The sequence below is a fragment of the Cryobacterium sp. 10I5 genome, assembly GCF_035019865.1.
Taxonomy (GTDB): Bacteria; Actinomycetota; Actinomycetes; order Actinomycetales; family Microbacteriaceae; genus Cryobacterium; species Cryobacterium breve_A.
This window is the reverse complement of record NZ_JASJVI010000052.1, coordinates 1-13798: the sequence shown is the minus strand read 5'-3', so window position 1 is coordinate 13798 and position 13798 is coordinate 1. Positions and strand designations below refer to the sequence as shown.

Below are 13798 nucleotides of genomic sequence, written 5' to 3'. Positions count from 1 at the left end.
GTGAAATCTACAACCGAAACACCCACGACCTACCCAGGTCTCATCGCGATTCTTCGGGGACTGACGACGGAGGAGGCCCCCGAGGTCGGCCAGTGCCTGTACGACGCCGGCTTCCGTTCCCTTGAGGTGCCGTTCAACTCGCCCGACCCTCTCGCCACGATCACTGCCCTGCGCGAACGGCTTCCACTGGATTGCCTGGTGGGTGCTGGAACTGTCCTCACAGTAGATCAGGTCCGTCAATGCCACGATGCCGGGGGGCAGATCGTCGTCTCACCCAATACCGACACCGCTGTGATTGCAGAAACCGTGCGTCTAGGGATGCAGAGCTTCCCCGGAGCAGCCACGCCCAGCGACGCATTCGCTGCTATCGGCGCCGGCGCGAAAAATGTCAAGATCTTCCCCTCCGAACAGGTCGGGATCAACGGGCTCAAAGCCTGGACAGCAGTCGTTCCCAAAGAAATCCATCTAATTCCTGTTGGCGGCATTGAAGCAACCAACATCGAAATCTGGATGGCAGCCGGCGCAACCGGTTTTGGAATCGGCTCGTCACTGTACAAACCAGGCATCGCTATAGAGGACCTCCGACAGCGCGCCATCGCCATGATTGCAGCCTGGAAATCGGCACTCGCCTCGACAAGGAAGTCAGCATGAAAATCACGAAACTCACCACTTACTCGGTACCACCGCGCTGGCTCTTCCTGAAGATTGAGACCGACGAGGGCATCATCGGCTGGGGTGAACCCGTGCTCGAGGGGCGCGCAGCAACTGTCGCCGCAGCGGTTGAAGAACTCTCCGACTACGTGATCGGCAAGGACCCCCGCAACATCGAGGACATCTGGACTGTGCTCTACCGCGCCGGCTTCTATCGCGGAGGCGGAATCCACATGAGCGCCCTCGCCGGCATCGACCAGGCGCTCTGGGACATCAAAGGCAAAGCGCTCGGTGTCCCGGTACACGAGCTGCTCGGTGGCAAGGTCCGCGACAAGATTCGCGTGTATTCCTGGATCGGCGGCGACCGTCCCTCCGATACGGCGAAAGCGGCAAAGGATGCCGTCGAGCGCGGTTTCACCGCTGTGAAGATGAACGGCACGGAAGAGCTGCAGTTCATCGATACCTGGGACAAAGTCGAAAAGTGCATCGCGAATGTGACGGCGGTGCGTGAAGCCGTCGGCAAAAACGTCGGCATCGGCGTTGACTTTCACGGTCGCGTCCACAAGCCGATGGCGAAAGTCTTGATCAAGGAGCTGGAGCCCTACAAGCTGATGTTTATCGAGGAGCCTGTCCTCAGCGAAAACGTCAGCAGCCTCCTGGACGTCATGAGGAACACCCCCACGCCCATTGCCCTCGGCGAACGGCTATTCTCCCGGTGGGACTTCAAAGACATCATCGCCAGCGGGGCTGTCGATATCATCCAGCCCGACCCGTCACATTGCGGTGGCATCACCGAAGTTCGCAAGATCGCCGCAATGGCCGAAGCCTATGACGTCGCCGTCGCCCTGCATTGCCCACTCGGGCCGATCGCACTCGCCGCTTGCCTCCAAGTAGATGCCAATGTCTACAACGCCTTCATCCAAGAGCAAAGCCTGGGTATTCACTACAACAAGTCCAATGATCTGCTCGACTACGTGGTCGATCCTGGCGTCTTCGCCTACAACGACGGTATGGTCGCCATCCCGAACGGACCCGGCCTAGGCATCGAGGTCAACGAAGAGTATGTCCTCGAGCGCGCCCAGGAAGGTGCCCGCTGGCGCAACCCAGTCTGGCGTCACACCGACGGTTCGTTCGCGGAGTGGTGACCCCGATGTCAAACACGACCACAACGCGCCCGGAAAGGCCCCGCGCACTAGCGGGCACCACCAAAGTCCGTTACGTGATCGCGATAATGCTTTTCGTTACCGTGGTTATCAACTACATGGACCGAGCCAATCTCTCCGTGGCCGCACCACTCATCTCCAAAGAATTTGGTCTGGACACAGCCCAGCAAGGACTCCTGCTATCTGCGTTCGGCTGGACCTATGCCGCCCTTCAGCTCCCTGGTGGCTGGCTCGTTGATCGCGTCCATCCGCGTCTTCTCTACCCGGCGTGTTTGGTCCTCTGGTCAGCCGCAACGATCTTCATGGGTATCGTCGGCAGCTTCGCGGCGCTCATTGTGCTCCGGCTCGCCGTTGGTATCTTCGAGGCCCCCGCCTATCCGATCAACAACAAGGTCGTCACGAGATGGTTCCCCGAGCGGGAACGCGCCACCGCCATCGGGTTCTATACCTCGGGCCAGTTCATCGGTCTGGCTCTGCTGACACCCGTACTCACGTGGCTCCAGTTCGTGCTCAGCTGGCACTGGATCTTTGTTCTGACTGGCGCGGCGGGAGTGGTCTGGGCTCTTGTTTGGTACATCGTCTACCGCAACCCTCGTGAGTCGGCCAAGGCCAACGCCCAAGAAATCGCATACATCAAAGAAGGCGGCGGTCTCGTCGACTTGGATGCAACGCCGACCAAAGCCCCAAGAAAGCGGATTGCCTGGACGGACATGTTTATTGTTCTCCGCCGGCGCAAGCTGTGGGGCATCTACCTCGGCCAGTTCTGCTTGACGTCAACATTGTGGTTCTTCCTGACCTGGTTCCCCAGCTACCTCGTGAACTACCGCCACATGGACTACATCAAGAGTGGATTCCTCGTCTCGCTCCCGTTCCTGGCCGCACTCGTGGGCGTACTTCTCGGCGGTGTTCTTTCCGACAACCTGGTCAAGAGGGGATTCAACCTCGGGCTGGCACGCAAGCTACCGATCATCGCTGGTCTTTTCCTTTCAATGACAATGATCGGGGCGAACTTCACGGACGACACCACTCTCGTCGTCATGTTCATGTCGCTGGCGTTCTTCGGCAATGGCCTGGCATCGATTACGTGGTCTTTGGTCTCGGCAATGGCTCCAGCCCGTCTGATGGGCCTGACCGGTGGCATGTTCAACTTCATCGGTAACCTCTCGTCAATCGCGACTCCCATCGTGATCGGCTTGCTCGTATCCAAGACCGACTTCGCCCCAGCGTTCGTCTATATGACACTTATCACCGCTGCGGGGATCTGCTCTTACGTGTTCTTGGTTGGAAAAGTTGAACGCGTGACCGAATAGCCGGTCGCGAGTTGAGGTGGTGAGAGCAACACCCTGAGTTCTGTGGGGTGTTGTCGATGGCTCGACCGTTGTCGCCTTTGAGTGTCCGTTTGTCGTTTTGGGATGGGGTGGACGCGGGCTGTCGGTGGCCGTCGCGGCGCAGGCTGCGGGGGTGTCGCGACCTACTGGGTATCGTTGGTTAAGCGAGCATCAGAAGGTGCTGCCCTCACCGGTTCAGGATTTCAGTGTTGCCCGTGTCGGGCTCTTATCGTTGCGAGAGCGCGAAGAGATCGGATTCCAGGGCGCCCGGTGTCAAGGGGTGCGTCGCATCGTAGCGGCGCTGGGCCGGGCGCCATCAACGATCATCCGGGGAGCGACCAGAAACCTGGTCACTGGCCGGTATGTGCCCTCGGTGGCGCAGGAGCAGACCTGGGCATCGGCTCGCCGGCCAACAGCCCGGAAGCTGGACGGGTTAACTCTCTGCGGGAGCAGGTCACCACGATGCTCACGACTGGATGCCCGCGAAATCAGGGTCATCCAGGTCAAATCCGGCGGCGGGGGTGATCTCCATTCGCGTTATCGACAGCGTTCTGGACTTGGCCGCGAGTTTCACGAAGTATCCGAGCGTGGACTGGGGGATGTCGGTCTTGACGATGTCGGACCCTGATGAGGCGATAGCCTCGAACTTGCTCATCACATTGACCGGGTTCGCTTGTTCGAGAATCGCTGGATTTGGCGTTGCCTGGCGATCCGGGCGTACTCGTCATCATCGTGCCGGGAGCGGGCCTAGCACATCGCGTCGTAGTCATTGGGGTTTTGCATTCCCGGTTCAATCCAGTCAGCGCCACTGACAAGGTTCTCGTCCCCGCCCACGGGAACCCGGGTCTCCACGTTGATGTTTATCCCGTCCAGGGCTTCGATCAAGGTCGAGAAGCCCTGCATGTCGAAGAGGACGTAGTTCTGGATCGGGATACCGAGGATCACAGACGTGGCATCCCGCATTCCCTCTATTTCCGGCGTCGATCCGTTCGCCATCGCGTCCGGGTACACAGCTCCGGGGTTTTCAGGCCCGTTAATTTGCTGGCCGCGCGCCGCCGCCCGGACACTGTTGCAATATTCACGGCTGGCGCTGACGACCCTGGGGTGCTCGCTGGCCAACGACTCGTTGCACCTGCTGCGCAAGCTGTCGGCATGGCTGCGACCCTGCGGGAGATCTCAGGCGGCGGACACTCGATTCGCGCACTGGACGGGGCCTGGACATTGGCTTCGATGTCCTCTACCCACGGTTCGGCCTATTCCAACCAGCGGCGGGATGACTGACCTCAGTAATACTGCCCTCGGCGCGCGCTCCATGACCCAGCCGACGGGGAAGGCCTCGGGGTCCGGCCAGGACGGCGGTGTGGCAGTGCGGGCAGTACAAGTAGGGGTGTGCGGTAGTTCCGGCGGATTCGAGCCGGTGATGACAACTCGCACACGTGAGGGACCCGTCGTCGTGATGCATGGGCCAATTATGCCTACTTCAGCCAGAGACACGCCAAAAGCTACTTCATTGTATCTCTTCGTGCGCTCGCGGGCCCGCTAGCCAGCCACGGTTTGGGTCCCTGGTCGGCGGGAACTGTCGGGGCGGTCAGTCGAGTTCGGGGCAAAGCTGCAGCTGGTGCGATCTTCGATGGTCAACGGGATCGACGACGTGGGCGTCTTCCCCGACCGTAGCTCCCTAATCCGGCTCGGTGTCGACGCCGAACGGGGGCTTCATCTCTCAGCGGCCGATGGTCGGGCTCGCCGCGGCGAAGGTCCGCAGCCGCACCCGTGGCCGACCCGCTCTGATGAAGTAGGAGCGCGTCGTGATCGCCCGACGTACGCGGACCGAACGAACCAGCACCGGTCGACCGTAAGGGCTGTCAGCGCCAGCGGATCACTTTTCAACGAGTGTCGACAAGGGGAACCCTCTACGGGACACTTCTGGGACGTCAGGAGTCTGCGGGCTGGTCGTCATCCCAGAACACATTGCGACAACGATGAAGGTGGGTTCGGCTTAGATTGCCCCAGACACTCCGAAACAGCCGAAGTGGGTCCCGCTTAGATCGCCCAGGTGGGTTCGAATAACGCTGCCATCGTTGGCCCTAGTGGTGGCGGGCCTGGAATGAATGGCAGTAGAGCCGCGGTGAGGATAGTCGCGACGATGGCCGTAGTGACCAGCAGGTCGATCATTCGTGTCGCGGCGCGATCGAAGATCCGGTCCTGATGGATGTACCCGACCAGCGTGGTCGTAGACCAGGCCGAACGCGGTCTGGCTGCCCGAAGCCAAATTGAGCATCAGTTTCTGCTGATCGGATGCCTCGTACGGCGGGGTCACCGCGAAATTCCGATTTGCCAACTTGCGTCCACTAATAATTCCTCACGCATCTGATCTCCGTTGCTGGCTGCTGGAGTCCGGGGTAAGTGATAGGAATTTGCTTGTGACGAGCCAATCGACGCGCGATGCTGGTCGAGGCCTCACGAATGTAGCACGCGTCGCCGCCCGGTCCCGCTTTCATGGCAGCGACTACGCCACTCTGCGGGACGCGACCGTGGAGGCGTGCCGTCGCCAGCACTTGTATCGGTTCTCGGTCCATGCGTTGATCTTGATCTTCGCCTCCTTTTGGTCGGCTAGTTACGGTGCAATAGGATTCGGTCTTCAACGTCGCCGAGGACGTTTCGGCTATAGCGTTAACCGAGCATGGATCGGCCAGTCGGGGTCAAGGGTTCGGGATGAGGTTTTCGCGACGTGCGAGCCTTCGGGTCGCGAATCGCGGTGGTTCGCGAGGATACCTATCTGGACTGACGTGGCGATTGAGCGCATCCGTCTGGGGTGGCTGGGCCTAGACGGCGGCGGGTGTCGCCGTCTTCGGGCCGACCTGCGCTGCCAGCGCCGCGAGCACGTCTGCCGAGGTTGCGGCCGACCGCAGGGCCGTCCGGAAGGCGGGCTTCATCAGGGCGCGGGACAGTTGGGCGAGCACCTTCAGGTGCTCGGTTCCGGCCGCGGCCTCAGGGACGGCGATCATGAAGATCAGCGTGGCCATGGACCCATCGGCGGAGTCCCAGTCGATGCCCTGCGTGCTGCGGGCGAAGGCCAGAACCGGGGCGGTCACACCGTTCGACTTGGCGTGCGGGATCGCGATGCCGTCGCCGATGCCTGTTGTGCCGTGCTCTTCGCGGGCGAGGGCGGCCCGGGTCACGAGGGCCTCGTCGGTGACGCGGCCGGTCCTGATCATCAGGCCGGCGAGTGTGTGGATCATTGCGTCTCGGTCGGTCTCGTCGGCATCGAGCATGATCGTGCGCTCGTCGATGTAGTCGAGGATGGTCTTCGCCGGGGTGACGGACGCCGGGACGGGCCCGGGCGTCGCCGGGTCGTCCGTGCCGGCATCCGCGACCGGCGTCTTCGCCCTGCGCGTGGACAGGCCGAGCAGCAGCACCGACACGAGGGCGGTGACGACGGCGCCGATGAGCAGGGCGGCGAAGTACATCGGCACCCCGGAGACGGCGCCGAAGATGGCGACGATCGGGCCGCCGTGGGGAACGGAGTCGGTGACGCCGAAGAGGGCGGCGATACCGCCGGCCACTGCGCCGCCGATCATGTTGGCCGGGATGACCTGCAGCGGCTTGGCAGCGGCGAGCGGGATGGCGCCCTCGGTGATGCCGAAGAACCCCATGAACAGGGCGGCGATACCGGCCTCACGTTCGGGCTTGGAGAAGTACCGGCCACGGATCAGGGTGGCGAGTCCCATGCCCAGCGGCGGAACGGCGATCGCCGCGGCGACCATGCCCATCGGGGCCGGGTTGCCGGATGCGATCAGCGCGCTCCCGAACAGGAACGCTGTCTTGTTGACGGGACCGCCCATGTCGAAGGCGACCATGGCGCCGAGGATGAGGCCGAGGATGATGACGCTGCCGCCCTGGAGCCCGGTGAGGAAGGTCGTCATCGACGAGAAGACCCAGCTGATCGGCTGGCCGAGGGCGAGCACGAACGCGCCGCCGACGATCACCGTGGTGAGCACCGGGATCACGAGGATCGGCATGATCGGCTTGATGAAGCGGTGCACCGGGATCTTCTTGATGCCGAGGGCCACGAAGCCCACCAGGAAACCGGTGACGATGCCGCCGATGAAGCCGGCGCCGGACTCGGAGTGGTAGAAGGCCCCGGTCGTGGCGATCCAGCCGCAGATCATGCCCGGGGCGAGCCCGGGCCGGTCGGCGATCGCATAGGCGATGAATCCGGAGAGAATCGGCACCATCAGGGTGAAGCCGAGCACGCCGATCTGATTGAGCGTCAGCCAGAAGCTTCCCTCCGGGATCACGAGCCCCTTCGGGGTCGCTTCGCCGCCGAGGGAGAGCGAGATCGCGATCAGGAGCCCGCCGACCACGACGAAGGGGATCATGTATGAGACGCCGTTCATCAGGGCGCGGTACAGGGTGCCTCCGAAGTCGGCCGTGCCGCTGCTCGAGGCGGCTGTTTCCCGGCCGGAGCGCTCGCCCGCGGCGGACGGCTCGGCGGCGAGGGCGTCCCGGATCAGTGCGGCGGGGCGGTGGATGCCGTCCGCTACCCTCGTGGAGATGATCCGCTTGCCCGCGAAGCGCGAGCGGTCGATCTTGGTGTCGGCCGCAATCACGATCGCGTCCGCACGGTCGATGTCGTCCTGGCTGAAGGTGCCTTCCACGCCGACCGAGCCGTGCGTCTCGACCTTCATCTCGTAGCCCAGCTCCGCCGCGGCGCTTTCGAGCTTCTCCGCCGCCATGTAGGTGTGCGCGATGCCGGTGGGGCAGGCCGTGATTCCGAGGATCAGGATGCTCGGTGGTGCCGCTTTCGCTTCGAAGAGGGGTTGGGACATGGTTGGAGAGTCCTTCCCGGGCAAGGCCAACCGGAACTTCCGTGAGCACCACAGCCCAAATTCATAAGCTTGGCGAAGCTTATCATCGCCCCCAAAAGTGGGTGCCTGCCTCAGCCCCATGACCTGACGGATTTCCCGGGGGCGGGGGCGTCCTCCGCAATCGTCCGCCGCAATCGGGGTGGTCGACATGACGTCGCGCATTTACAGCGGCACGGCTGCCTGAGGGATCCTGGCGGTCGTTAGCGAGGGCAGTGCCGCAGCGTCCGTTTCGTGCAGCGAATCGTCGAGCGCGCCGTTGAGGCGAGAGTTGCCGTGGAGGGCGTTGGTCTCGGCCGATGTCTCGTCCCCGACCAGGCGGAGGCAGGCGTCGGTCATGCCGCGCACTGCGGAGGCGATGATCGGCGACCACATCAACGACCGGCGCTGGAGAGCTACGGAGCGCCTCGTGCAGGCCGGGGCGGCCCGATTGTGCCCCCCCCGAGACGACCGGGTTCGACGGCGGTAGGATGACCAGTTCAGTATCCTTGAGGGCGGTGAGCACCTCGCGGGACAAGGCGGCGGCCTCCACCCTGACCTGCACTAATTGGGGCACTTCGACCCGGTGCTGAGCGTGGTAGCGCACCCAATACTTCTCGAGGTGGATCGGCTTTGATCGCCGTTGGTGAGCGGGGTCCAGGTGTAGGGGGCGTGCCGTGCTTTCGGCTCTCTCGATAAGCTCATGTCTATGGCGCGACTACAGTACATCCACCAACACTGCATGGTCTGTGGGTCCGAAGAGGACTTCAAGCTACTCGACGAGCACGACGGACACTTCCCGACTTTCATGGTGTGCACACAGTGTGGGCAAAAAATCCCAGTTCTGGGTTGCATCCCGCGGCGTAGTTGACGGCGGAAACACGTCAATATCCTTGATCGGCCTCGTGTCTTTCTTCGCGGTATACGTCATTGTTAATGTCGCTTGCGGCTCATATCCGGTCCAACGCTGGACGGCCACCAGCTAGCTTTCCGACTTGCCAGGGACGAGCGGATGCAACCTGGTCACATCCCTCGTGTCGGGGCTGATACGCGTCGTGGCCGTGGCCGTGACCCGCACCAGCCCCGGCGCCGGCGGGCGCACGGGGTGGGACCCATACCCGAACTCACTGCGGTCTAATTGGAAGCACTGACCTGCACGGGGTCGAGAATGTCCACTCCTCAGCGGGACGAGACCAAAACATCTCCGCCGTACTTAGCGTTAGCGACGCTCATCACGGCTGGCCACATCCGGTGCCGGGCGGTGGCCGCCTGTACGGTTGCGCGCGATGTGCCAGGAGCGCGCAGGTCGTCGAAGTAGGTGGTGCGCTGGTCCTTATCGCCGGTGACGCTCATCACACCGACGACGGTCGCGACCTTGCTGCTCGCCCCGCCCATCCAGGTGTCCTTGTTGCCGTCTGTGGTACCCGTCTTACCGATCATCGGGACCTTGGGGCTCGTGGCCGAATTGGAGGCGATTGCGGTTCCGCGGGTCATGACCTGTTGCATGGCGGTCGTCATGCCGGCCGCGACGTTGGGGTCGACCGACTGGTGGCAGTCGCTCGTCGGCGCCGGGAGTGCTGTTCCGTCGGAGCCGGTGATGTGGTCGATCACGATCGGGCTGCAGGTGGTGCCCTTGTTGGCGATGCCGGCGAAGGCGACCGCCATGCTCAGCGGCGCGACCTCGTTGGTACCGAGCACCGCGGAGGCGCCCTGCTCGAGCGGGGCGCCGTCGGCCCGGGTCACGTCGAAGGCCTCTGCGGTCTTGCGGATGGCACACAGGTCGAGTTTCTTCGCCATGCCGATGAAGCCCGTGTTGATGGACCCGATCGTGGACTGCAGGGCGCTGTAGTTGGCGCCGGTCTCGGACGACGAGTCGTTCTTCGGGTTGTAGCCGGGGAAGCTCACGGTGCCTCCGGTGGCGCAGCTGTCCCGGAAGGTGCCCCAGTTCGATTTGATGCGGGAGTCGACCCGTTCGTTGAGCGAGTGCCCCTCGGTCAGCCACTCCGCGAGCGTGAAGACCTTGTACATCGAGCCGGGCTGGAACCCGTGTGAACCACCTTGGTCGACGTTGGTGTTGTAGTTGATCCCCGTGTAGTTCGCGCCGGTGGCCTGTACTGCCGGGTCCTGGCTGTAGTCCTTGTTCTGGGCCATGGCGAGCACCTTCCCGGTGCCCACTCCCACGCTCACGGCCACGCCGCCGACGTCCCAGCCGGGGAAGGTGTCGGGAACGTTAGCCTTGAGCGTGGCCTCGGCCGCCTGCTGCAGGTCGAGGTCGAGGGTCGTGTACACGTTGAACCCCCCGCGCCGGAAGTTCGCCATCCGCGTCGTGTCGTCTGCGCCGAAGACCGGGTTGTTCTGCAGGGTGTTCACGACGAGGTCGCAGAAGTACGCGCTGCCACCGGCGGTCTGGCAGCCGGTCGAGGGCTCGTGGATGCTGGGCTCGACGGCCGAGGCGATCGCGGCATCATGGTCGGCCTGGTTGATCTTGCCGTACTTGAGCATCTGGTCGAGGATGTAGTCGCGGCGGTCCTTGTTCGCGGCATACCCGTTCGCGGCGCCGTTGGTGGCGCTGTCGGGCTGGTCGAGCTGGAACTTGACCGGGTTGTTCACGATCGCGACGAGGCTCGCGGCCTGCGGGAGTGTCAGCGTCGCCGCGGTCGCGCCGTAGTAGTACTCCGCCGCGGATTCGATCCCGTAGACGGTGCCGCCAAAGCCGATGATGTTCAGGTACTGGCGGAGGATGTCGTCCTTCGCGTACTTCTTCTCCACCCCGATCGCCAGGCGCATCTCTTTGAGCTTGCGATCGGGAGTGGTTGCGGTCGCCGCGTCATAACAGTCCGACTTCTTCCGCGCATCCGTGAGCACTTCGCACTTCTGCACCAGCACGTTCTTGACGTATTGCTGGGTGATCGAGGACCCACCGCGTACATCACCGGTGGCGACAGTCGTGACAATCCCGGTCACCGTGCCCTGCAGATCGATGCCGCCGTGTTCATAGAAGCGCGGGTCCTCTGCAGAGGTCGCGGCGTCCTTGACGAACTCGTTAATCGCATCCGAGGAGACCTCGACGCGGTTCTGGTCGTAGAACGAGGCCAGGAGATAGGGGGCACCCGTGCTCGTGGTCGCGTAGATATTGCTCTTCTGCGAGAGCTGATCGATCTTCAGATAGTCCGGCAGGTTCTCGAAAACGCTGATCGTGTTCGTGGCCGCGATCCCGGAGAGGGCCAATGCGGGAGTCACCGCGGCAGCAACCAGGGTACCGGCCACGGCACTCATCGCGATAAAGCCGAGGAACCCGCCGAGCGCCCCGAGTCGCCGTTCCACTGCTGTCTCAAATGATTGTTCCCGTGGCTTAGACACTTCTGGCGTCGCCACGTGTGACTTCCCAGCCAGCCGAGTTCCTATGACGCACATTCCCCCACGATTCCCCACGTGTTCCTGACCCGCCATGCGATAAACGCATAGCCGACCTTCCTCGACAAATCTAGATGATTGGTCCCGAATAGTCGTAGGCGATGAGGGATCGTGTGCGGGGTGCGTCGATCAGCCAGTTGGGTCAGATCGCGGCTGAGCTGGGGCTGAGTTTCGCCCCGACCCGGGGTACACGGTAGAGGGGGATCGGCCGATGTGTTTTTCGAGGCTGAGTTGGCTTTTCAGAGTGTCGAAGACGGACTCGAGCCACTGGCGGATGTCGCCGAAGTTTCCGATTCGGGGTTTCTTGTCTTTGCGGTCGGGAAGGATCAGTGGGCGCCGATGCTTCCACATAGCTTCGATGTCGTGGGTTGTGAAACTTCTGTCGCGCGGATGGTTTGACCGGTGCGAATCACGTGGAGATCCTCTTCTCGATCGTTCAACGCAAGGTCGCCAAACCCCAAAACTTCCCAGACCGCGCCGCCCTCGTAGACCGGCTGCTCCGTCACACCTCTTACCGCGCGGAAATGGTGGCATGAATCGAGGCTGCCCTTGCGGTCAAGAACGTCACAGTGGTGGGGTGCGTGCCATCGGGGCGAGCCCGGGAGGCACCCGTTATGGATTTAGCGGATGCGTTGCGATGATCACGATCGCCACCCACTGACAAAGGAACGCGACCACCGTGAGGCTGTGAAAGATCTCATGGAATCCGAATACTCCGGGCACAGGGTTCGGTTTCTTCAAGCCGTAGATGACGGCGCCCACCGAGTAGCAAAGGCCACCGATCAGGATGAGCGTCATCATCGCGGCGTTCGCCTGGAAAAAGTCAACGATGAACATGAGAGAGCCCCAGCCGAGCGCGAGGTAGAGCGGCACGTACAGCCAGCGTGGTGCGGTGATCCAGAACATCTGGAACGCGATTCCTAGAATCGCCCCGCCCCAGATCAGGGACAGCAGCAGCAACGATTTGGCCGGGGGCAGGGCCAGCACCGTGATCGGAGTGTATGAGCCCGCGATCAGTAAGAAGATGTTCGCGTGGTCGATGCGCTTGAGGATCAGTTTCGTGCGCGGCTTCCAATTGAAGCGATGGTATAAAGCCGAATTGCCGAACAGGAGCAGCGAGCTGAGCACAAAAACGAAGGAGCTCCACTGGGCAACGGACCCGTCGGCGAGGGTAAGCAGCACGATGCCCGCCACGATCGTGACCGGAAACATGCCGGCATGAATCCAACCCCGCCATGTGGGCTTGAGGTCTTCGGGTCGGGGAACCCCGGCGTCAAGCAGTGGAAGATTTGGGATGTCTCGCCCTGTGGTGTCCTGGCTGGTGGTTTCTTCCCTGATAACATCATGCCCAGTATTTTCTGCGGCCATTGAACCAGAATACTGCAGGGCGCGTGCCGGAAGCGGCGCGGGTCGCCGGACTGGAATCGCGTAATTGTGTGCAGAACTGACGATCCTTTGGATGCGCGACATTCTCTATCGGGTACTAGTCTTCAGCGCGGACTGCCCGAAACCCTTCGGTGTGCGAGTGCGGGGGCCGGGGAGCGTCTCGCGCCGGCTTCAGTGGGCGACGCCGGGGCGCTGGGTCCCGGCCCGGAGTTGCGCCTGCGCATAAATGAGCGTAGTCCTTAATGAGTCAACTCATTGGAGGCGTCATGGCCGGTCTGTCGGAGTACCCGGACGCGAAACGCAGCCCTACCCGAGGCCGCCGCGAACGAAGCATGCAGGACAAGCAGTTGCGGATCTTCTCGGCCGCGGCCGCTCTCTTCACCGAGCGCGGGTTCGACGCTGTGGGGACGCAGGAGATCGCCGAACGCGCCGACGTGGCTGTCGGCACGGTGTTCCGGTATGCCTCGTCCAAGGCCGAGCTGCTACTCATGGTCTACAACCGCGAACTGCGCGACGCGATCTACACCGGCGTGCGGGCCTCGGCCGAGGCCGCTGACCCGGTCGAATCGGTGAACGTGCTCGTCCAGGCCGTGCTGGCGAGCTCGGCGCGCAACCCGGCCAACGTCATCGCCTACCAGCGCGAGCTGCTGTTCGGTTCGGCCACCGACGAGCACCGGACCGCGGGCCTCGCGCTTGTCGGCGAGCTCGAGGACGCGATCGCGTCCCGTCTCATCGCGGCGGCCCGGTCAGCCGGGGCCGATGGCGAGCCGGTCCTGCGCGAGGGACAGCGGGCCGCCCGCACCGTCTTCGCGGCGCTGGCGCTCCTGCTTGCCGGGCCGTCCACGGGCGCGCATCCCGGAGCGGACCCCATCGAAGAGCTTCGCGGGCAGGTCACGCAGATCGTGCGTGGCTTCCTCGCCACGTTGCCATCAATTATCGAAACATATTAGGGAGACTGACTATGTACTACAGCAGCGGAACTATGGAGGCGTTCGCGCGTCCCCGCAAGCCT

Annotated in this window: 10 protein-coding genes and 1 pseudogene; 4 read left to right on the top strand and 7 right to left on the bottom strand. The window is 63.0% G+C overall.

Features of this window, described 5'->3' with window-relative positions; genetic code table 11:
• From QN350_RS13030 to QN350_RS13020, 3 genes are read left to right on the top strand one after another with little or no spacing between them, the layout of a single operon-like run.
• The gene (locus QN350_RS13030) at window positions 1-651 is read left to right on the top strand and encodes a 2-dehydro-3-deoxy-6-phosphogalactonate aldolase (RefSeq protein ID WP_322140517.1); all 651 of its coding nucleotides are present in this window, start codon (window positions 1-3) and stop codon (window positions 649-651) included.
• Window positions 648-1796, top strand: a complete 1149-nt coding sequence (gene dgoD, locus QN350_RS13025; RefSeq protein WP_322140518.1) for a galactonate dehydratase — start codon at window positions 648-650, stop codon at window positions 1794-1796. The genes QN350_RS13030 and dgoD overlap by 4 nt, the downstream gene beginning before the upstream one ends.
• A 5-nt stretch (window positions 1797-1801) precedes the next feature.
• Complete coding sequence (locus QN350_RS13020; RefSeq protein WP_322140519.1) at window positions 1802-3124, top strand: MFS transporter; 1323 nt, start codon at window positions 1802-1804, stop codon at window positions 3122-3124.
• A gap of 484 nt (window positions 3125-3608) precedes the next feature.
• Here QN350_RS13020 and QN350_RS13015 read toward each other — a convergent pair whose 3' ends face one another.
• The 7 genes and pseudogenes from QN350_RS13015 to trhA all read right to left on the bottom strand — a co-directional run bounded on the left by QN350_RS13015 (window position 3609) and on the right by trhA (window position 12768).
• Window positions 3609-3797: a hypothetical protein gene (locus tag QN350_RS13015; RefSeq protein WP_322140520.1), complete on the bottom strand. Its 189-nt coding sequence runs from the start codon at window positions 3795-3797 to the stop codon at window positions 3609-3611.
• A 92-nt stretch (window positions 3798-3889) separates the two neighbouring features.
• Window positions 3890-4261: an LCP family protein gene (locus tag QN350_RS13010; protein ID WP_322140521.1), complete on the bottom strand. Its 372-nt coding sequence runs from the start codon at window positions 4259-4261 to the stop codon at window positions 3890-3892.
• A gap of 1703 nt (window positions 4262-5964) precedes the next feature.
• Window positions 5965-7971, bottom strand: a complete 2007-nt coding sequence (locus tag QN350_RS13005; protein ID WP_322140522.1) for a fructose-specific PTS transporter subunit EIIC — start codon at window positions 7969-7971, stop codon at window positions 5965-5967.
• 201 nt (window positions 7972-8172) lie between these two features.
• Window positions 8173-8346, bottom strand: a complete 174-nt coding sequence (locus QN350_RS13000; RefSeq protein ID WP_322140523.1) for a hypothetical protein — start codon at window positions 8344-8346, stop codon at window positions 8173-8175.
• A 43-nt stretch (window positions 8347-8389) separates the two neighbouring features.
• A pseudogene (locus QN350_RS20000) lies at window positions 8390-8614 on the bottom strand (2-phospho-L-lactate transferase CofD family protein); the annotation flags it as partial.
• Between the two features lie 551 nt (window positions 8615-9165).
• On the bottom strand, window positions 9166-11310 hold the full coding sequence (locus QN350_RS12995; RefSeq protein WP_322140524.1) for a transglycosylase domain-containing protein: 2145 nt from the start codon (window positions 11308-11310) through the stop codon (window positions 9166-9168).
• 702 nt (window positions 11311-12012) lie between these two features.
• Window positions 12013-12768, bottom strand: coding sequence for a PAQR family membrane homeostasis protein TrhA (gene trhA, locus QN350_RS12990; protein ID WP_416173087.1), 756 nt, complete (start codon window positions 12766-12768; stop codon window positions 12013-12015).
• Between the two features lie 284 nt (window positions 12769-13052).
• Between trhA and QN350_RS12985 the strand changes: the two genes are divergently transcribed.
• Complete coding sequence (locus QN350_RS12985) at window positions 13053-13736, top strand: helix-turn-helix domain-containing protein (RefSeq protein WP_323516494.1); 684 nt, start codon at window positions 13053-13055, stop codon at window positions 13734-13736.
• Window positions 13737-13798: the final 62 nt, after the last annotated feature.